This window comes from Pararhizobium arenae (assembly GCF_001931685.1).
In the GTDB taxonomy this organism is placed as follows: domain Bacteria; phylum Pseudomonadota; class Alphaproteobacteria; order Rhizobiales; family Rhizobiaceae; genus Pararhizobium; species Pararhizobium arenae.
The window spans coordinates 548,081-566,747 of record NZ_MOOY01000003.1 but is presented as its reverse complement, the minus strand read 5'-3'; the positions used below and the strand labels follow the sequence as shown (position 1 = coordinate 566,747).

19 protein-coding genes are annotated in these 18,667 nt (G+C 60.9%); 13 read left to right on the top strand and 6 right to left on the bottom strand.

Annotated features, from left to right (window positions below; translation table 11 throughout):
• Window positions 1-372 precede the first annotated feature (372 nt).
• A complete protein-coding gene (locus BLX89_RS09260; protein WP_075290351.1) occupies window positions 373-846 on the top strand; it encodes a YcbK family protein in 474 nt (157 codons plus the stop codon).
• 37 nt (window positions 847-883) lie between these two features.
• Here BLX89_RS09260 and BLX89_RS09255 read toward each other — a convergent pair whose 3' ends face one another.
• The 3 genes from BLX89_RS09255 to BLX89_RS09245 are packed head-to-tail and all read right to left on the bottom strand — an operon-like array spanning window position 884 to window position 4,123.
• Entirely contained in the window at window positions 884-1,336 is a 453-nt protein-coding gene (locus BLX89_RS09255) for an SMI1/KNR4 family protein (RefSeq protein WP_075290350.1), read from the bottom strand.
• 49 nt (window positions 1,337-1,385) lie between these two features.
• Entirely contained in the window at window positions 1,386-1,988 is a 603-nt protein-coding gene (locus tag BLX89_RS09250) for an NUDIX domain-containing protein (RefSeq protein ID WP_075290349.1), read from the bottom strand.
• Complete coding sequence (locus BLX89_RS09245; RefSeq protein WP_075290348.1) at window positions 1,988-4,123, bottom strand: molybdopterin-containing oxidoreductase family protein; 2,136 nt, start codon at window positions 4,121-4,123, stop codon at window positions 1,988-1,990. The genes BLX89_RS09250 and BLX89_RS09245 overlap by 1 nt, the downstream gene beginning before the upstream one ends.
• Before the next feature lie 68 nt (window positions 4,124-4,191).
• Between BLX89_RS09245 and BLX89_RS09240 the strand changes: the two genes are divergently transcribed.
• From BLX89_RS09240 to BLX89_RS09230, 3 genes are all read left to right on the top strand, one after another.
• On the top strand, window positions 4,192-5,055 hold the full coding sequence (locus BLX89_RS09240) for a 23S rRNA (adenine(2030)-N(6))-methyltransferase RlmJ (RefSeq protein WP_075290347.1): 864 nt from the start codon (window positions 4,192-4,194) through the stop codon (window positions 5,053-5,055).
• 177 nt (window positions 5,056-5,232) lie between these two features.
• On the top strand, window positions 5,233-5,979 hold the full coding sequence (locus tag BLX89_RS09235; protein ID WP_198935137.1) for a ribonuclease T2 family protein: 747 nt from the start codon (window positions 5,233-5,235) through the stop codon (window positions 5,977-5,979).
• Window positions 5,980-6,007: 28 nt separating this feature from the next.
• The gene (locus tag BLX89_RS09230) at window positions 6,008-6,598 is read left to right on the top strand and encodes a glutathione S-transferase (protein ID WP_075290345.1); all 591 of its coding nucleotides are present in this window, start codon (window positions 6,008-6,010) and stop codon (window positions 6,596-6,598) included.
• Between the two features lie 79 nt (window positions 6,599-6,677).
• Here BLX89_RS09230 and BLX89_RS09225 read toward each other — a convergent pair whose 3' ends face one another.
• Window positions 6,678-7,316: an outer membrane protein gene (locus BLX89_RS09225; protein WP_075290344.1), complete on the bottom strand. Its 639-nt coding sequence runs from the start codon at window positions 7,314-7,316 to the stop codon at window positions 6,678-6,680.
• 365 nt (window positions 7,317-7,681) lie between these two features.
• On the opposite strand from BLX89_RS09225, the gene BLX89_RS09220 reads away from it, so the two are divergent.
• Window positions 7,682-8,446 (top strand): SDR family oxidoreductase, encoded by a 765-nt coding sequence (locus BLX89_RS09220; RefSeq protein ID WP_075290343.1) that lies wholly within the window; start codon window positions 7,682-7,684, stop codon window positions 8,444-8,446.
• Complete coding sequence (gene uvrC / locus BLX89_RS09215) at window positions 8,443-10,467, top strand: excinuclease ABC subunit UvrC (RefSeq protein ID WP_075290342.1); 2,025 nt, start codon at window positions 8,443-8,445, stop codon at window positions 10,465-10,467. The genes BLX89_RS09220 and uvrC overlap by 4 nt, the downstream gene beginning before the upstream one ends.
• A 2-nt stretch (window positions 10,468-10,469) precedes the next feature.
• On the opposite strand, the gene BLX89_RS09210 is transcribed toward uvrC, so the two are convergent.
• Window positions 10,470-11,570, bottom strand: a complete 1,101-nt coding sequence (locus BLX89_RS09210) for a helix-turn-helix transcriptional regulator (RefSeq protein ID WP_083637391.1) — start codon at window positions 11,568-11,570, stop codon at window positions 10,470-10,472.
• A 272-nt stretch (window positions 11,571-11,842) separates the two neighbouring features.
• Here BLX89_RS09210 and pgsA point away from each other — a divergent pair, with 272 nt between their 5' ends.
• The 6 genes from pgsA to BLX89_RS09180 all read left to right on the top strand — a co-directional run bounded on the left by pgsA (window position 11,843) and on the right by BLX89_RS09180 (window position 16,699).
• On the top strand, window positions 11,843-12,448 hold the full coding sequence (gene pgsA, locus BLX89_RS09205; RefSeq protein ID WP_075290340.1) for a CDP-diacylglycerol--glycerol-3-phosphate 3-phosphatidyltransferase: 606 nt from the start codon (window positions 11,843-11,845) through the stop codon (window positions 12,446-12,448).
• The gene (gene moaD / locus BLX89_RS09200) at window positions 12,445-12,705 is read left to right on the top strand and encodes a molybdopterin converting factor subunit 1 (RefSeq protein ID WP_075290339.1); all 261 of its coding nucleotides are present in this window, start codon (window positions 12,445-12,447) and stop codon (window positions 12,703-12,705) included. The genes pgsA and moaD overlap by 4 nt, the downstream gene beginning before the upstream one ends.
• Window positions 12,706-12,709: 4 nt before the next feature.
• Window positions 12,710-13,198, top strand: a complete 489-nt coding sequence (locus tag BLX89_RS09195) for a molybdenum cofactor biosynthesis protein MoaE (protein WP_075290338.1) — start codon at window positions 12,710-12,712, stop codon at window positions 13,196-13,198.
• Window positions 13,199-13,362: 164 nt separating this feature from the next.
• A complete protein-coding gene (locus BLX89_RS09190) occupies window positions 13,363-14,442 on the top strand; it encodes a GGDEF domain-containing protein (RefSeq protein WP_158025946.1) in 1,080 nt (359 codons plus the stop codon).
• Window positions 14,443-14,512: 70 nt separating this feature from the next.
• The gene (locus BLX89_RS09185) at window positions 14,513-16,396 is read left to right on the top strand and encodes an ABC-F family ATP-binding cassette domain-containing protein (protein ID WP_075290336.1); all 1,884 of its coding nucleotides are present in this window, start codon (window positions 14,513-14,515) and stop codon (window positions 16,394-16,396) included.
• A gap of 81 nt (window positions 16,397-16,477) precedes the next feature.
• Window positions 16,478-16,699, top strand: a complete 222-nt coding sequence (locus BLX89_RS09180) for a hypothetical protein (RefSeq protein ID WP_075290335.1) — start codon at window positions 16,478-16,480, stop codon at window positions 16,697-16,699.
• Between the two features lie 3 nt (window positions 16,700-16,702).
• Here BLX89_RS09180 and BLX89_RS09175 read toward each other — a convergent pair whose 3' ends face one another.
• Window positions 16,703-17,545: a GNAT family N-acetyltransferase gene (locus BLX89_RS09175; protein WP_075290334.1), complete on the bottom strand. Its 843-nt coding sequence runs from the start codon at window positions 17,543-17,545 to the stop codon at window positions 16,703-16,705.
• Window positions 17,546-17,696: 151 nt separating this feature from the next.
• Between BLX89_RS09175 and BLX89_RS09170 the strand changes: the two genes are divergently transcribed.
• Window positions 17,697-18,620, top strand: a complete 924-nt coding sequence (locus BLX89_RS09170; RefSeq protein ID WP_075290333.1) for a Gfo/Idh/MocA family protein — start codon at window positions 17,697-17,699, stop codon at window positions 18,618-18,620.
• The last annotated feature ends 47 nt before the right edge of the window (window positions 18,621-18,667 follow it).

The following is an 18,667-nucleotide window of genomic DNA, read 5'->3' as shown; positions in this document are numbered from 1 at the left end:
ACATTTGCCGATTGCGGGTATGAGGCTGACAGACCAACCCATATTCTCGGGATTTCAGCCATCCACACCGGCAAACGAAGCGGCTCGCCGTTCCAGAACCTGGATCGTCCGTGAAATTATTTTCTCAACATTTCTCCCATGCTTCGCGCGGCTTAACGCGATTCCAGACCAGTTCCTTTGGGCTGCAAGCATGAAGTTTCACAAAATCGCTGCATTTCGGATGGAATTACCCACGCACACATAATCCGGCAGTCGCCCCTTACGGGCTTTTCCTGCCGATCCGCTCACCACGCGACGATGGCGACAGGCGATGTTCGCATGCTTTGGCATGCCGACACGTTGGGCCGTTGCGCGTCTTTAAAGGGTATAGCGATGCGTTGCGTTTTTTCGATAGCCCTCGCCTGCTTGATGACTGCCTCTTTCTTCACCGTTGCCGAAGCAAAGGACGAAAAGAGGCGTAAACTTCCGGATCACGATGTGACGCTTGGTTACGCTGTTCAGACAGTTTCCGTCAGAACCGGCTGTTTCTCCCCGAAACTCGAGGCGATTCTTTCTCATATCGCCGCGCAGACGGGAAAGCGGCCCATGGTGACATCCGGCCACAGGCCACGCGCCAGCCGGCGCGGTTCACTCCACCGCAGTTGCCAGGCGGCCGACATCCGCGTGCCCGGCGTTTCCGAGCGGTCCATCATTGCGGCGGCCCTGTCAGCTCCCGGTATCGGTGGCGTCGGGCGTTATTGCAACGGCATCGTCCATGTCGATACCGGTGCAAGACGCAACTGGACCTACTGCGGCAAAAAAGGCGGTATCCTCAGTGCTCGAAAGCGTAACGGGAAACGGGCTTGAGTTTGCGGAAATTGAGCATTGCCAACTTCCTGAAATCTCAATCGGACTCTAGAATGCCTTCCACGAAGGAAAAGAAGTCTTCGGCTTCTACTTCAAAACGAGGGCCGCTCATATCGAGACAAAAAACCGCGTCGCCCCGGGAAGGACAGAGGCAATATCGCCATGTTGCGCCGGAATCAGCAATCATAATTGCGTCGTCCGGAATGATGTCGCCGGGCGGCCTCTGGCCAAACAGATTGCTATAGGCCTCAGACTGATAAAGCTGAAATGATATGTGCTTTTCAACCGAACGCGCAGGTTCCGGCTCGTAGATATAAAATCCGAGTGTCGTGGAGCCCGTCCCAAACTTTCGAATGAATTCGAGATATTGGCCCGAAATTCCGGGATAGCTTTTTGCTATGGCCTGCATGGTATCATCCGACACAGGCTCCAGCGATGCCAGTTGATTGCGGCGATCAAGATCGGCTAGTCGTGAGATATGGCCATTCATCTGAATTGGGCTCGCTGTGTGAGATGGCTTGCAGCGACGAAAATTTCTCTCAGCCTTTGGCGCTTAGACTATCCTTGTTCAGCATCGCCCACTGCAGCAGCATAATCGTCTTGCCGTCGCAGATGTCGCCGGTTTCGATCATCGCCATTGCTTCCGTGAGCGGCACTTCGAGGACTTCGATATCCTCGTCCTCGTGGGCTGCACCGCCGCCCTCCTCCGCGCGCTCGGTCACGTCGATGACGGCGGCGAAGAAATGGAGAATTTCGGTGACGGAACCGGGGGACATGAAGGACTGGAAGACCGGGCGGACGTCCTTGACGATATAGCCGGTTTCCTCGACCACCTCGCGGCCGATGGCTTCGGCAGGGTTGTCGCCGTCGAGCAGGCCGGCCGGGGTTTCGAGCAGCCAGCCGGAATGGCCGTTGACGTGTGCCGGCATGCGGAACTGACGGACGAGGACGACGCTGTCGCGCTTCGGGTCGTAGAGCAGAATCGTCGCGCCATTGCCGCGATCGTAGGCTTCGCGCTTCAGGGTCTTGGTCTTGCCGTTCGAGCCGGTGTAATTGTAGGTGATGTTGCGCAGGTGGTACCAGTTTTTCGAGAGCGTCTCGTCCTTGAGAATCTCGATCGTCGCATTCCTGAATTTCGTCATTACACGTCCTTGCGCAGCCAGATTCGGTTGTCGTGGAAGGCGGCGCCGCCATAAGGCGCAACGGCATCGCCGCCCGTCAGCACGTTAATGCCTTCGCCATCGAGATGGGCGTCGTTGGGCCAGAGGCCTTCGGCAATCACCACGCCGCGGCGGGCCCCGCCGCCGAGCTTGGCGTGCAGTCGGATGTCGCCTCTGACGTTGCCCAGCTTGACGATATCGCCCTCGGCAATACCGAGCGCTGCGGCATCCTCCGGGTGGATCATGGCTTCAGGGCGCACTTCCTTCTGCACCGACGACGGGGTTTCCGCGAAGGTGGAATTGAGGAAGGAGCGTGCCGGCGAGGTCGCGAGACGGAAGGGATGCTCGGCATCCGCCACCTCGATCAGATCGACATGATCAGGAAATTCCGGCAGGTCCTGATGGGGCCCGAGGGCACCCAGCGCTTTCGGCGGGCGGTTCGGGGCGGGCGTGCCCGTCCAGTCCGCCTTGAAGCGGAATTTTCCATCCGGATGGCCAAAGCCGTGGACGAAATGGGCGGTGTCGAAATCCGGCTGGACATCCAGCCACTTCTCGCGCTTCAGCTCATCGAAGCCGATGCCGTAATTGACGAGGATATGGTCGATATGCTCCCGCTCGGTGAGGCCGAAGCCGGGGCGATCGGCGACGCCGAGGCGCTTGGCCAGTTCCTCGATGACGAAGAGATTGGTGCGCACGGTCGAAGGCGGTTCGACGACCTTAGGGCCGAGCAGGATGTGCTGGTGACCGCCGCCGCGATAAAGATCATCATGCTCCAGGAACATGGTGGCCGGCAGGACGATATCCGCGAGCTTGGCCGTATCCGTCATGAACTGCTCGTGCACCGCGACGAAGAGATCGTTGCGCAGGAAACCCTTCGTCACGAGGCGCTGTTCGGGGGCGACATTGACGGGGTTGGTGTTCTGGATGAGGAGCGCCGTCACCGGGCCGCGATGGCGCAACGCCTCGGCATCGCCGGTCAGCACGCGGCCGATCTGGGACTGGTCGAGCATGCGGATATCCGGGTCGACCATCGCGGTGCCCATCAATTCGCGCTTGTCGAAGCGGAAGACGTCGTTGTTGGTATGGAAGGCGCCGCCGCCCTCGTATTGCCAGGAGCCGAGAACGGTCGGCACCGAGGCTGCGGCATGGATGGCGACCGCGCCGTTGCGCTGCCGGGTAAAGCCGTAACCGAGGCGGAAATAGCTCTTCTTGGTCGTGCCCACGAGCTTGGCGAAGGCTTCGATCTCTTCCACCGAAAGGCCGGTGATCGCGGAGGCCCATTCCGGGGTGCGCGTTGCAAGGTGAGCTTCGAGGCCGGCGGGATCATCGGCGTAACGGGCGAGATAGGCGCGGTCGGCATAGCCGTCGCGGTACGCGACGTGCATGACGGCGCAGGCGAGCGCCGCGTCCGTTCCAGGCTTCAGCACGAGGCCCATATCGGCCTGCTTGACGGTCGGGTTGTCGTAGATGTCGATGACGACGATCTTTGCGCCGCGCTCCTTGCGGGCCTTGATGGCGTGGGTCATCACATTGACCTGGGTCGAGACGGCGTTTGTGCCCCAGATGACGACGCAATCGGATTTTGACATTTCGCGCGGGTCGGGGCCGCGCAGCGACCCCGTCGCCATCGCAAGTCCGGTCCAGGCCATGTTGGTGCAGATCGAGCCGAAGAAGCCGGAATAGCGCTTGGCATGGCGCAGGCGCTCGATGGAATCGCGCTGCACCTGGCCCATGGTGCCGGCATAGAAATAGGGCCAGACGGCTTCTGAGCCGGACATCTGCTCGGCCTTGACGAAGGCGTTGGCGATTTCGTCGAGGGCGGCTTCCCAAGAGATTTCCTGCCAGCGGCCTTCGCCTTTGCTGCCGAGACGGCGCTGCGGCACCATCAGGCGTCCGGGATGATAGATGCGCTCGGAATAGCGGGCCACCTTGGCGCAAATGACGCCGGCGGTGTAACTATTGGAGGCTGCGCCGCGCACGCGGCCGATGCGGCCCTCGGCCGTCAGATCGACTTCGAGCGCGCAAGCCGACGGACAGTCATGGGGACAGACCGTGTGGCCGATGGACTTTTCTGCTTTGATGGGGGTCGCAACGTTCATGGCTTTTCTATAGGACACGAAAAAGGGCTCTCAAAGAGCCAATCCGCATCCATGCCAACAATTCATGAGAGCGATCAACTGAGCGAATGAACTACCGGCACATCTATCACGCAGGAAATTTTGCCGACGTGCTGAAGCATGCGGTGCTCGCGCGTCTCGTCACCTATCTGAAGCAGAAGGACAAGGCGTTCCGGGTGCTGGATACCCATGCCGGGATCGGGCTCTACGATCTTTCCAGCGAAGAGGCGCAGAAGACCGGCGAATGGGTGGACGGCATCGGGCGGCTGCTCGAAAAGCCCCTGCCCGGCGATGTCGCCACGATCCTGGCGCCCTATCTCGAGGCAGTGCGGGACCTGAACCCCGATGGCTCGATCAAGCTTTATCCGGGCTCGCCGAAGCTGACGCGCATACTGATGCGGCCGCAGGACCGGCTTTCGGCAATGGAGCTGCATCCGGCCGACTACGAGACGCTGCACAGCCTGTTCGATGGCGATTTCCAGAGCCGGATCACCGAACTCGACGGCTGGCTGGCACTCGGAGCGCATCTGCCGCCGAAGGAAAAGCGCGGGCTGGTGCTGGTCGATCCGCCCTTCGAGATTGCTGGCGAATACGATCGCTTGGTGGAGGGACTGGCCAAGGCCTACAAACGGTTTTCGGGCGGGGTGTTCTGCCTGTGGTATCCGCTGAAGCAGGGTACTCCGATCCGCAAGTTCCATGAGGATTTGCAGGCGCTGAACATTCCGAAGATGCTGTGTGCCGAGCTTTCGGTGCGTAGCGAACGCGATACGACCGGGCTTTCCGGCTCGGGACTGATCATCGTCAACCCGCCGTTTACGCTGAAGGGCGAGCTGGATGTGCTGCTGCCGTTCCTGAAGGGACGTCTGGCGCAGGACAAATTTGCCTCGGCCCGCAGTCTCTGGCTGCGCGGCGAGACGGTCGAGGAGGAGTGAGGTGATGGGATGGAGGGGTAGATCAAGGCATGGTGTTTGCGCCGTGACGCCTCACCCCCCTCTGCCCTGTCGGGCATCTCCCTCTCAAGGGGGGAGATCGACTGGGGCTCGCCTCTCGCTCCCGATGTCAGCAAAGCTGACAGAGGGGGGTAAGGCGGCATACTCCAGAATAGCGGAGTGGCAGCTTTGAGGACCCTGGCTCTACTCTTTGGTCTCACAATAATAACACTTGCGCTCACCGCATGCGGCGATAGCGGCAACGACAATGCACAGGGCAGCCAGAAGCCGCCAACACCTATCGCCTCCACAGGCGCAACCAAGACAGCCGAAACCGCCAAGACCACCCTTCCCCTCGGTAGCGGCTTCGACTTCTATGTCCTCTCCCTTTCCTGGTCGCCGAGCTGGTGCGGCGACAACGACCCGCAGGGCAAGACAATGCAATGCGACGCGCATCGTAACCACGGTCTGATCGTGCATGGCCTTTGGCCGCAGAATGAGAGCGGCTACCCCGAATTCTGCCGAAGCCGCGACCCGGACCGGGTGCCGGAGGCGCTGGGGCGGCAGTTGTTCGATATCATGCCCTCCATGGGTCTCATCGGCCATGAATGGCGCAAGCACGGCACCTGCTCGGGGCTGAGCCAGAAGGACTATTTCGCGACCTTGCGGGCGGCATGGCAGAAGCTTGCACTGCCGCCGGAGCTCACATCCGGCGCGCGATCCTCCAAGGCTTCGCCGCAGGAGATCGAGGCGGATCTGATCGCTGCCAATCCCGGCCTGACCGCCGGTGCGATCGCGGTCACCTGCTCGGCCAACCAGCTCGATGAAATCCGGATCTGCATGGACACCGACCTCAGTTTTCGCGCCTGCCCCGAAGTCGATCGACGCAGTTGCCGGGCGCGGGCGCTGACATTGCCTGCCCTTTGACCACGTTTCCGAACAGAAAGCCGAAGCGATGAAAATTCTCTATTCGCCCGCCTCCCCCTATTCCAACAAGGTCCGCATGGCCGCCCATTACGCCGGCATCTCCGCCGAAAGCGTGCTGACCGACACCAATGCAGCGCCGCAGGAACTGACCGGCAACAATCCGCTTGGCAAGATTCCGACGCTGATTACCGATGAGGGCAAAGCGATCTTCGACAGCCGGGCGATCATGCACTTCATCGACCGCGAGACGAAGGGCAAGCTCTATCCGCGCAACGCCGAAAAGCGCACGGATATCGAAATCCTCGAAGCGCTTTGTGACGGCATCTGCGACAGCCTGCTCGCCATTGTCTATGAAAAGCGCTTCCACCCGCCGGAAAAGATCCACCAACCCTGGATCGACAAGCAGTGGGAAAAGGTGTTGCGTGGCCTCGATTATCTCGAAGCCAACCTCCCCAAGACGACGTCCAAGCTGCACGGCGGTCATTTCGCGCTTGCCGCCATGCTGCGGTATATCGAGCTGCGCTTCGAGGGAGAATGGCAGCGCGGCCGCCCGAAGCTGAAAAACTGGCCGAAGAAATTCGAGAAGCAGTTTCCCGACTACGGCAAGTTCAAAGCCTGACAGCGGCGGCCGCGACGCGCACGCAGACACAGAAAAGGCCGGATCGCTCCGGCCTTTTCCGCATTCCGTTTTTTCCAGATCAGAACTTCACGCCCATACCGACGCGAACGCTGTGTTCGTCGTAGCCGGCCGAGACGTTGCCGCTCGGCAGGTCGAAGTCCTTCTTCTGATAGTCGGTGTAGCGGTATTCGACGCGGGCCGTGACGTTATCGGTCACGAAGGCTTCCGCACCGGCACCGGCCGTCCAGCCAAAGGCGGTCTTGTTGTCGGAACCGCCAGTTTCGCTGCCTTCCAGATCAGCAACGGCAACACCGGCCGTGCCGTAGACGAGAACCGGGTTGACGTCGACGCCGACGCGAGCGCGCAGCGAGCCGTTGACACCCTGCTTGAACGAACGATCGCCGCTGGAGGCATCGTTACCGCGGTAGTTCACGTCCGCTTCGGCACCGTAAACCATCTGGCCGCTCTGCATGTTGTAGCCGCCGTAGAGACCGCCGCCGAAACCAGCAGCCGTCTTGCCGCCGTTGCGATCGAACTTTCCATGAGCCCAGTCAGCGGTACCGCCGACATAGGCGCCGGACCAGTTCTTGACAGCCGGCTCGGTGTAGTCGGCAGCCGGAGCAGCCGGAACTTCGTCGATCGCGTCGGCAGCCTGAACAGCCGAGAACGTCATGAGGGTCACAGCCGATGCCATGAGGGTGGTGATGAGAGTACGCATACAAATTCTCCTTATACGACCGATGTCACAGGCCCTTGCGGCCTATTCTGGGACATCGGCAATTGCATTTAACCCCGCCCGGTTGAGATGAAATTGGATTTCAAATGAGGATTCACCAGAGCCAAAATGTGAAATTTTGGTGGCACAAGCATGACCAAATTTCGATGTTGCTTCAACGCCACAGGATATTTGTTAACCATGAAATAATAATTAATGAGACTATACTTACATAGCTTCATTTTATCTCAAGATTTGTTTCATCCATTAATTTTTTCGAAACTATTGTGCATTGCCAGTTTCGCATTGCGCCTCAGCCACCTATATCTTGCCGTTCATATCGTTCGAATCTGGCATCGGGACAGGCCTTGAGAAAACCGCTGAAAACCGCCCTCGTCACCGGCAGCGCCAAGCGCATCGGCAAGGCCATTGTCGAGGATCTCGCCGCCCATGGTTTTGCCGTCGCGATCCACGCGCACCAGGGAGGCGAGGAGGCGCAGGCGCTGGCAGCGCATATCCGTCAACAGGGTGGAACCGCCGCCGTCGTTGTCGCCGACCTTTCCGACACGGCGGCCACGGAACGTCTGATGGCCGAGGCCGTCGCAGCCATTGGTCCGATCGGCCTTCTTGTAAACAATGCCTCCGTGTTCAAGAAGGACAGCATCGACAGCTTCGACGCTGACGTCTGGGACCGGCACTTTGCCCTTCACGTCAAGGCACCCTCCATCCTAGCCCGCGATTTCGCGGCGCAGCTGCCGTCCGGTCATGGCGGGTTGATCGTCAACATCATCGACCAGAGGGTCTGGGCTCCCAATCCGAGATTTTATTCCTATATGCTGTCGAAGGCGGCACTTCTGATGGCAACGACGACGATGGCGCAGGCGCTCGCGCCTGCCATCCGGGTCAATGGCATCGGGCCCGGGCCGACGCTGCCGAACGAGCGACAGAACCAGTCCGACTTCGAAGCCCAGGTGGAGGCCCTGATCCTGCGGAGAGGTCCGGAACTTTCGGAATTCGGGCGGACGATCCGCTTTTTGTTCGAGACCCCCTCGATCACGGGGCAGATGATCGCGCTTGATGGCGGCCAGCATCTAGCCTGGGAGACGCCGGACATATTGGAGATCGTGGAATGAGCGGACGCACGCCCAGCGATGGCGGCCTCCTTTATGACGAGAATGCCGCTGACGATGATGACCTGGTCCAAGGAGAGGTCACCCTCCCCGAAGCCCTGCCTGCGATAGACTGGGCCGAGGCGGGCGAGTTCGACCATACCTTACGCGGCGCCGAACTGATCCTGGCCTTTGTCAAGCTTTTGCCGAACAGCCCGGGCGTCTACCGGATGTTCAACGAGGCGGGCGACGTTCTCTATGTCGGCAAGGCGCGCAGCCTGAAGAAGCGCGTCAGCAACTATGCGCAGGGTCGCGTGCATTCCAACCGCCTGACCCGCATGGTGCGCGAGACGGCGAACATGGAATTCGTCACAACGCGCACCGAAATCGAGGCTTTGCTGCTCGAAGCGAACCTCATCAAGCGCTTGCGTCCTCGCTTCAACGTGCTTTTGCGCGACGACAAGTCGTTTCCCTACATTCTCGTCACCGGCGACAGCCGGGCGCCGGCGCTCTACAAGCACCGCGGCGCCCGCAGCCGAAAGGGCGACTATTTCGGACCCTTCGCCTCGGCCGGCGCCGTCGGGCGCACGATCAATTCGTTGCAGCGCGCCTTTCTTCTGCGCACCTGCACGGACAGCGTGTTCGAAACGCGGACGCGGCCCTGCCTCCTGCATCAGATCAAACGGTGCGCGGCGCCCTGCACTCACGAGATTTCCGACGAGGGCTATGCGGAGCTTGTGAGCGAAGCCAAGGACTTTCTGTCGGGCAAGAGCCAGGCGGTAAAGGCGACGATCGCGTCCGCCATGAGCGAGGCTTCGGAAAATCTCGATTTTGAGCGGGCCGCGCTTTACCGCGACCGTCTCGCCGCGCTTTCGCACGTCCAGAGCCATCAGGGCATCAACCCGGCTGGCGTCGACGAAGCTGATGTCTTCGCCATCCACCACGAGGGCGGCGTTTCCTGCATCCAGGTGTTCTTCTTCCGCACGGGTCAGAACTGGGGCAACCGCGCCTACTTCCCCAAGGCAGACCCGGCCATGACGTCCGCGGAAGTGCTCAGCGCCTTTCTGGCGCAGTTCTATGACGACAAGCCCTGTCCGCGACAGATTCTGCTTTGCGAGCAGGTCGAGGAGCAGGAACTGCTGGGACAGGCGCTGTCTGAAAAATCCGCTTACAAGGTGGCGATTTCCGTTCCGCAGCGGGGCGAAAAGAAAGACCTCGTGGATCACGCTGTCGCCAATGCCCGCGAGGCCCACGGCCGCAAGCTTGCGGAAACCGCATCGCAATCGCGGCTGCTGCAGGGCTTTGCCGAGACGTTCAAGCTGGAGCGCGTACCTCAACGCATCGAGATCTACGACAACTCCCACATCATGGGCACCAACGCCGTCGGTGGAATGGTGGTGGCGGGGCCGGAAGGTTTCGTCAAAGGCCAGTATCGCAAGTTCAATATCAAATCGACCGACATCACCCCCGGCGACGACTTCGGCATGATGCGCGAAGTGATGACACGACGGTTCTCGCGGCTGTTGAAAGAAGAGGGCAAGCCGGATCGCTCCACACCGCCATCAGAAGATCAGGGATTTCCGGCGTGGCCGGATGTGATCCTGATCGATGGCGGTCAAGGGCAGATGACGGCAGTGAGGGCGATCCTGAAAGAGCTGGATATCGAGGACAGCGTGATCGCGATCGGCGTCGCCAAGGGCGTGGACCGCGATGCCGGGCGCGAGCGGTTCTTCCCGCCGGGCCGCGAAAGCTTCACCATGCCGCCGCGCGATCCGGTTCTCTATTTCATCCAGCGGCTGCGCGACGAGGCCCACCGGTTTGCGATCGGCTCACACCGGGCGCGGCGCAAGAAGGAAATGGTCAAAAATCCGCTGGACGAGATCGGCGGCATCGGCCCGACGCGCAAGCGGGCCCTGCTTCACCATTTCGGAACGGCAAAGGCCGTTTCGCGGGCGGGGATCAACGATCTGATGTCGGTTGAGGGTATTTCAGCCTCGGTCGCGAAGCTCGTTTACGATCACTTCCACGAGGATGCTGGAAAATAGCCTCAGGCCGCCACCCTTGCCAAGCCGCTGAGCAGGCTCGCCAGCTCCGGCTGGCGGCGCGTTCCGGTTTTCAGGAAAATGCGTTTCAGGTAGCTGCGCACCGTTTCGATGCTGAGATTGAGCGCGCCTGCCACCATCTCGACGCTGGCCCCGCTTGCCAGTTCCCGGGCGACCCTCGCCTCTCCGGGGGTCAGATCGAACAGGCCGGACAGCACGCCCAGGTCAGGCAATCCCGCCCCGCCGACGGGGCTCGCCATCAGCACAGCCATGCTGCGCGCAAAAATGTCGCGCGCGTTGCGGCGGACGGGCAGGACATGAAGCACCATGGCAGCCTCCGTCTCCGAGGCGGCAAGCGGGATCGACTGCACACGCGGGGCGTCGGAGGCGTTCAGAAGCTCGAAACTTCTTTGGAGAAGCAGGTTCGCGCCGGGATGCTCGACAGAGACCCTGTTGCCTGCGCCGGTGCGGATCCGTGGCGCAAGCGCTTCCATCTCGGCGTTCATGGCGATGATCTGCCTGTCATCCCCCAGCACGGCAGCCGGCAGACCGACCATCGACAGGGCGTTTGCGATGGATCGTGCTTGCTGGAAAACCATGCGCGAGGAAATCAGAGCTGCACGGGCGAGATCACCCTTCAGGCCGTTGACGATTTCCAGATGCTGCGGCTCGAAAGGCCCAAGGTCCGTCCGACGCATGACATCGAAGATGAGCGTCTGGCCGGCGGGTTCGGGCATGACCGTACCCATGCTCCAACCGACCCCCATTGGGCGCATGAACGTATCGTAAATCGCGTCGACCTCGATTTCCGCCATCGTCATGACGTCGACATCACGGGCAAAGGACATGGGAAACAGGCGCATGGACCGGCCCGGACGCACGTTTCCATAGCGAAGGTCGCTGCGGGAATAGGTGTTCAGGGCATCCTCGATATGGGGTGAGCAGACCCAGCGGACATCCTGCCGGGAATCCACCGAAAGGATACAGGTCGCGAACCCATCCACGGCCGCCGCAAGCCTGTCACAGACATCCGCCCAAAGCTCGGGGATGACGGCGGCTTCATATATGCGATCAACAAGGGCTGCTTGATCCATGACTCTGCTCATGCGCCTCTTCCCCCTGTAAATTCAGGGGGTTCTTCTTTAACAGACGGGGAAACGATTCAAAGCGCGAACACGATCCACATGCACGTTTTCACGTTCTCGTGACCAAAATGCAACCACAACCTGAAAACCACCATACAGGATTAACGTGTCGAAAAGTTCATTTTGCATTCAGGTGGATATCGCCATAATTCACCCTGATTTTACGCCGACCGGTTGACCTTGCGGTCATAAAGGCCTCATCTGTCGCCACGCTTCCCAGAGAATGGAATTCGATGTCCACGCCTGCCGCCTACAACATACCCAATCTCCTGACCTATGGCCGCATTCTGGCCGTTCCGTTGATCGTGCTGTGCTTCTTCGTGGAAGGCAGGCTGCAGAGTTCGGATTTCGCGCGCTGGACAGCCTTCTGGCTGTTTGCAGCCGCATCCATCACCGACTATCTCGACGGTTACCTCGCCCGCATCTGGAACCAGACATCGAATATCGGTCGCATGCTCGATCCGATCGCCGACAAGCTGCTTGTCGCCTCCATTCTGTTGCTGATGGCCGCCGACCGGACCATCGCCGGCTGGACGATCTGGGCCGCCATCATCATCCTGTGCCGTGAGATTCTCGTCTCGGGCCTGCGGGAATACCTTGCCGCGCTGAAGGTCAGCGTGCCGGTGACGCGGATTGCCAAATGGAAGACGGCAATCCAGATGGTTGCCATCGCCATGCTGCTCGTCGGACCGGCGATCGACAACAATCCCCCGGAAAGCGAAATGACCGGCCTCGTCACCGGCGCCGGCATCGCCATGCTCTGGGCCGCCGCGCTGATCACGATGTATACCGGCTACGACTATTTCCGCGCCGGCATCAAGCATGTGATCGACGAATGAGCAGCGTCCGGCTTGTCTACTTCGCCTGGGTGCGCGAGCGGATCGGCAAGGACGAGGAAGAGATCACGCTTCCCGAAAGTGTGCTCACGGCCGGCGATCTGCTGACGCATTTGAAAAGCCTTGGCGAAGAATACGAGATGGCGCTGGAGCATGACAACGTCATCCGCGTTGCCGTCAACCAGGAGCACGTCGAGCACCGCGAATCGATCGTCGGCGCACGCGAGATCGCGCTCTTTCCGCCGATGACCGGCGGCTGAGGCCATGACCGATCCGGCAATATCGGTGCGCGTGCAGCGGGAGGATTTCGATCTCGCGGCCGAAGTCTCCGCGCTGTCATCCGGGCGGAAGGATATCGGCGCCGTCGTGACCTTTTCCGGCCTTTGCCGCGATGAGGCAGGCACGCTCGGAGCCCTTGAACTCGAGCATTATCCCGGAATGGCGGAAGCAGAAATCCGCCGTGTCAGCGAAGCGGCAATGGTCCGTTTCGGATTGATCGCTCTCACCGCCATCCACCGGTACGGCCGTATTCTTCCGGGCGAAAATATCGTGCTGGTGGTTGCCGCATCGCCGCACCGGCAGGCCGCCTTCGACGGCGCGAATTTTGTCATGGATTTCCTGAAGACGTCGGCGCCCTTCTGGAAGAAGGAAATCGATACGGCCGGCAAGGCAGGCCAATGGGTTTCCGCCAAGGATGCCGACGACAGCGCGCGGGATCGCTGGACCGAAAGCGATGGCAAGGCGAACTCTTAAATTGGACCGGTTGCCATAGCAGTCTGCTAACCATGCCCCATAAGCGCAACCCGCGATTGACGCTCTTTTAAATGTCAAAGGCTTATCCCTTGCTCCACAACAGGAGAAAAGCGGCTTGAAATGGCCGCAGGATGGCGGAAAACGCCGTTGCAGGGGTTGAGCCGATGACCAGACAAAACGCGCAAAAGATCGTCCCCGCGGAAATCGAGGCCGTGGTGGGCAAGATCAGCCAGGCCATGGCGACGCTTGGCGTCTTGCCCTTGCCGCGAAACTATGCGCTGTTCTACGAGGCGCTTTCGGGCCGCAATCCGGAGCTTGCCCGCGAACTTTCCGCACTTGGCTCCTCCCCCGATGCGGCGCGCATCGATGAACTCGGCATTCGGCACAATCTTGCCAGCCACGCAACATTGAAGGCAGACAAGGTTCAGGCGCAGGCCGTAAAGCTACTTTCCGAACTCTCCGGCGCCATGCGGGAGACCGCAGGCCGAAAAACGGCGTTCATCCGTCAGCTTCAGCATTTCATCGAACGGCTCCAGAACGATCCCGTCGTCGGCATGACCGATTTTGCCGATGATGCGGACGTGCTGCGGCGAGAGGCAGCCGCTGTGCTGCGGGAAGACGGGGCGTTTTGCGGGCGGCTCTCGGATACCGCCAGCCAGCTTTCCTCGATGGAAGCCGATATCGATGCCCTGCGTGCGGCCGCCACGCGCGATCCCTCCACCGGGCTTCCCAACCGCACCGCCTTTGCCGCACGACTTTCCACACTATTCCTCGATGCTTCACCAAGGTCACAGTCTGCCCTCGTTGTGGTATCGGTCAGCGGTTTGCGCAGCATCGGAGAGCGCTACGGCGTCGGCGCGCTGGAGAAGGCACTGAAGAAGCTGGCACCCACCTTCCGCAAATCGATCAAGAAGAACGATTTCGTCGGGCGTATCGGGCTCGACGAGCTTGCATTCCTGTTTTGCGACGTCAATGCAAGCAATGCCGAGACGATCGTGGAGCGCATTCGCGCCTCCATCGAAGCCCTCGATATCCCCCTGCCGGAACGCGCCTTCACGCCGGAACGGCTGTCGCTGTCAGCCGGCATTTCCATGAGCGATACAGCCCAGAGCGAGACCGACCTGATGAACCAGGCGGAACTCGCGCTGCAGGCCGTGAAAGCTTCGGGGCGGCCGGGCCAGATGGTGTTTTCGGCTATCGTCGGCGCGCGCGCCAAACGCCTTTATTCCCCGCACGCGGCATAGGTCTCGCCGACGGCGGCTTTGACCGCAGCCGCTCTTGCCTTCCGGGATAACATCGGCCAAAACCCCGGCCATGATCACGATCAACAACCTCTCCGCCCGCATTGCCGGACGCCTACTCATCGATCAGGCGACGGTTTCGCTTCCCGCCGGCACCAAGGCCGGTCTCGTCGGCAAGAACGGCGCCGGCAAGTCGACCCTGTTTCGCATCATCACCGGCACGATGGACAGCGAGTCCGGCTCCGTTTCGATCCCCCGGAATGCCCGCATCGGGCAGGTGGCGCAGGAAGCGCCCGGCACCGAGGAGCCGCTGATCGAAATCGTGCTCAAGGCTGACAAGGAGCGCGAGGCGCTGCTGAAAGAAGCCGAGAGCGCCACCGACCCGCACAGGATCGCCGAAATCCAGACGCGGCTTGCCGACATTCAGGCCCATTCGGCGGAATCCCGCGCCGCCAGCATACTCGCCGGCCTCGGGTTCGATCACGAGGCACAGAAGCGCCCCGCCTCGTCCTTCTCGGGCGGGTGGCGCATGCGTGTGGCGCTCGCAGCCGTCTTGTTTTCCGAACCCGACCTTTTGCTGCTCGACGAGCCGACCAACTATCTCGACCTCGAAGGCACGCTCTGGCTTGAGGATTATATCCGCCGCTATCCACATACGGTCATCATCATCAGCCACGACCGCGACCTGCTCAACACGGCGGTCAATTCGATCATCCATCTCGACCAGCAGAAGCTGACCTTCTATCGCGGCTCCTACGACCAGTTCCAGCGCCAGCGCGCCGAAGCGATCGAGCTGCAGCAGAAGGCCAAGGTCAAGAACGAGGCGGCACGGAAACACCTGCAGTCGTTCATCGACCGCTTCAAGGCGAAGGCGACCAAGGCCCGGCAGGCGCAGAGCCGCGTCAAGGCGCTGGAGCGCATGGGCACCGTTGCGGCCGTCATCGAGGATCACGTCTATCCCATCACCTTCCCGGAGCCTGAAAAGCAGCCGGCCTCGCCGATCATCGCCATACAGGGCGGCGCTGTCGGCTACACGCCCGGCAAGCCGATCCTGAAGGGCCTGAACCTGCGTATCGACAATGACGATCGCATCGCCCTGCTTGGCTCTAACGGCAACGGCAAGTCGACCTTCGCCAAGTTCATCTCCGGCCGGCTGGAGGCGCAGGCGGGCGACATCAAGCTGGCGCCGGGGCTGAAGATCGGCTTCTTCGCCCAGCACCAGCTGGACGATCTGCGGCCGAACGAAAGCGCCGTCGAGCATGTGCGCCCGCTTATGCCGGATGCCCCGGAAGCCAAGGTTCGCTCGCGCGTTGCGCAGATGGGGCTTGCAACCGAGAAGATGGATACGCCGGCCAAGGATCTTTCCGGCGGCGAGAAAGCGCGCCTTCTGATGGGCCTTGCGGCGTTCGACGCGCCGAACATGCTGATCCTCGACGAACCGACCAACCATCTCGACATCGACAGCCGCAACGCGCTGATCGAGGCGCTGAACGACTACGAAGGTGCGGTCATCCTGATCTCGCACGACCGTCATCTGATCGAGGCAACCGTGGACCGGCTATGGCTGGTGCGCGACGGCACCGTGACCAGCTATGATGGCGACCTTGAGGATTATCGCAGCGTCATCGTCGCCAGCAACAAGCCGAAGGGGGCGAAGACGAAGCCGGTCGACGAGGCCGTCAACAAGGCCGACCAGCGCAAGGCGGCTGCCGAAAAGCGCGCCGCTTTCGCACCGCTCAAGAAAAAGATCAATGAAATCGAATCCCTGACGGAAAAGCTTCAGAAGCAGATTCGGGCTCTTGATGCGGAACTTGAGGACCCGGCGCTCTACGAAAAATCCCCGGACAAGGCCGCTGCCAAGATCAAGGAACGCGGCGAACTTTCCGGCAAGCTTGCCAAAGCCGAGGATGAGTGGATGGAGCTTTCCACCCAATACGAGGAAGCGATGGCGGATTGACGTCTCCGCCGTAAACCTCCGTTAAAATCTTAGCAGTTGCTTTAAAATGGCGTTCATCGACTCGCCCTACTCTTTTGCGCCATGAGCAACGCGCGCGACAAAGATGCGGATGTCTACCGGTTTCGCCGGGTGAAGTGGGGCAACCCGCGCCACCAGATGAACAAGCTGCGCAATGCCACGCCGGCCATGGCGGAAGGCGAGCGTGAAGCGGCCGGGCTCTGGTTCTGGATGGCTGTCGTCTGCCTGTCGGCGTTTTCGTTCTTCAGCGTCTTCCTGATTGCAACGGGCACGCGGCTGTTCTGATCCTCAACCCAGCTCAAACGTCGTGATGCCGTAGATCTGCGAAAGCGGCAGGTCCGGTGCCGGGCCGCGATACATCCTCGCGGTTTCGAACACCGGTTTCAGGTTATAGCGATCGCAGAGTGCCCGGGCGGCGGCATTGGGCTCGGGGATATCGAGGAATATCTGGCCCCCGCCCGCCACGGTCACAAGCTTGCGGAAGATCAGATCGGCATTGGTTTCCGTATCAGCAAACAGCGGCCCGATCTTGTGGCCCTCGCGGCAGGTGCGGATTGTGCCGTAACCGAGGATTTCAGCGTTGCGGATCAGCGCCACGCTGTTTCGGCTCGAAAGCGGACGCAGCCATTCCTTGAGGAAAGCATCGCGCTGGCCGGGCGAAAAACGACGGTCGTATTCGATGATCGAGGGGATATGGACAGGCGAGACCTCGACAAGCTCCGATGACGGAGGTTCGCTGCAACTCACCTCACCGCCATAGCGAAAGTTTGCATGGGCATAGGCGAAACCCGATTTGCGGTAGTTCTCCTGCTGAGCAACCACGCCATCGAGCCCGACCGTTGCGGAGGTGGTTTCGGCGAGCGCCTTCTGCCACAGCCCATGGCCAATCCCCTGCCCGCGAAAATCCGGATGAGCCATGTAAAAGCCGAGGAAGGCGTAATCCTCGCCATAACGCACGATCGAAATGGCAGCGGCGATCCGACCTTCATCCTCAGCCACCCAGTAGCCATCGGGATCGGCCGCAAAAAACGGCGTGGCGTCATCGAGGCCGGGATTCCAGCCTTCCCGTGCCGCCCATTCGAGCATGGTATCGAGTTCGGCACGGGTGGCTTTTCGGAAGATCGGCGGCATGGCGGCTCCTGTGGACGATTCTCATTATGCAAATAGGCGCTTTATGGTTTTGTCCATGATCGGCAACGATCATCCGTTCAGCGCCGCTTGCCCGCATTCCGCTTTCTGATACAAAGCGCATCATAAAATCATACTAATCGAGCGAAACCCCATGAGCCCCATCAATATCGCCATCGTCGGTGTCGGCAAGATCGTCCGCGACCAGCATCTGCCCGCCCTTGCCGCCAATTCCGATTACAAGCTGATCGCCGCCGCGAGCCGAAACGGCGTCGTGGACGGTATCGACAATTTCAAGTCGATCGAAGCCATGCTCGAGGCCGTGCCGGCCATCGACGCCGTTTCGCTCTGCATGCCGCCGCAATACCGCTACGCGGCGGCCCACACGGCGCTGCAGGCCGGCAAGCATGTGTTCCTCGAAAAGCCGCCCGGCGCGACGCTGAGCGAAGTGGCCGATCTGCAGGCGCTCGCAGACTCGAAGGGCCTGTCGCTCTTCGCCAGCTGGCACTCGCGCTATGCGCCGGCCGTCGAGGAAGCCAAGACGTTCCTCGCCTCGACCAAGATCAACAGCGTGCAGGTCAACTGGAAGGAAGACGTGCGCCACTGGCATCCGAACCAGGAATGGATCTGGGCGGCCGGCGGTCTCGGTGTCTTCGATCCCGGCATCAACGCGCTGTCGATCGTCACCCATATCCTGCCGAACCTGTTCATCACCGCCGCCACACTGGAATTCCCGGAAAACCGCGATGCGCCGATCGCGGCCAGCATCACTTTCCAGGATGCGACGGGTCTGCCGGTTTCGGCCGAGTTCGACTGGCGCCAAACCGGCCACCAGAGCTGGGACATCATTGCCGAGACCGATGCCGGCAAGATGGTTCTTGCCGAAGGTGGTGCGAAACTCTCGATCAACGGCGAACTGCGCAAGGACACGCCGGAACGCGAATATCCGGCGCTGTACGAGCGTTTTGCCGAGATCGTGAAAGCCGGCAAGTCCGACGTCGATCAGGCACCGCTGCGCCATGTCGCCGACGCCTTCATGCTTGGCAAGCGCAAGTTCGTGGAAGCGTTTCACGATTGATTGAGCGATTACCGGCACGGGGGCCGCAGTCGGGCCCCCTGCCGTAC

Coding starts and splice junctions, on each gene's coding strand:
- BLX89_RS09260 (WP_075290351.1), top strand. CDS start 373: ATGCGTTGCGTTTTTTCGATAGCCCTCGCCTGCTTGATGACTGCCTCT.
- BLX89_RS09255 (WP_075290350.1), bottom strand. CDS start 1,336: ATGAATGGCCATATCTCACGACTAGCCGATCTTGATCGCCGCAATCAA.
- BLX89_RS09250 (WP_075290349.1), bottom strand. CDS start 1,988: ATGACGAAATTCAGGAATGCGACGATCGAGATTCTCAAGGACGAGACG.
- BLX89_RS09240 (WP_075290347.1), top strand. CDS start 4,192: ATGAACTACCGGCACATCTATCACGCAGGAAATTTTGCCGACGTGCTG.
- BLX89_RS09230 (WP_075290345.1), top strand. CDS start 6,008: ATGAAAATTCTCTATTCGCCCGCCTCCCCCTATTCCAACAAGGTCCGC.
- BLX89_RS09225 (WP_075290344.1), bottom strand. CDS start 7,316: ATGCGTACTCTCATCACCACCCTCATGGCATCGGCTGTGACCCTCATG.
- uvrC (WP_075290342.1), top strand. CDS start 8,443: ATGAGCGGACGCACGCCCAGCGATGGCGGCCTCCTTTATGACGAGAAT.
- BLX89_RS09210 (WP_083637391.1), bottom strand. CDS start 11,570: ATGAGCAGAGTCATGGATCAAGCAGCCCTTGTTGATCGCATATATGAA.
- pgsA (WP_075290340.1), top strand. CDS start 11,843: ATGTCCACGCCTGCCGCCTACAACATACCCAATCTCCTGACCTATGGC.
- moaD (WP_075290339.1), top strand. CDS start 12,445: ATGAGCAGCGTCCGGCTTGTCTACTTCGCCTGGGTGCGCGAGCGGATC.
- BLX89_RS09195 (WP_075290338.1), top strand. CDS start 12,710: ATGACCGATCCGGCAATATCGGTGCGCGTGCAGCGGGAGGATTTCGAT.
- BLX89_RS09190 (WP_158025946.1), top strand. CDS start 13,363: ATGACCAGACAAAACGCGCAAAAGATCGTCCCCGCGGAAATCGAGGCC.
- BLX89_RS09185 (WP_075290336.1), top strand. CDS start 14,513: ATGATCACGATCAACAACCTCTCCGCCCGCATTGCCGGACGCCTACTC.
- BLX89_RS09180 (WP_075290335.1), top strand. CDS start 16,478: ATGAGCAACGCGCGCGACAAAGATGCGGATGTCTACCGGTTTCGCCGG.
- BLX89_RS09175 (WP_075290334.1), bottom strand. CDS start 17,545: ATGCCGCCGATCTTCCGAAAAGCCACCCGTGCCGAACTCGATACCATG.
- BLX89_RS09170 (WP_075290333.1), top strand. CDS start 17,697: ATGAGCCCCATCAATATCGCCATCGTCGGTGTCGGCAAGATCGTCCGC.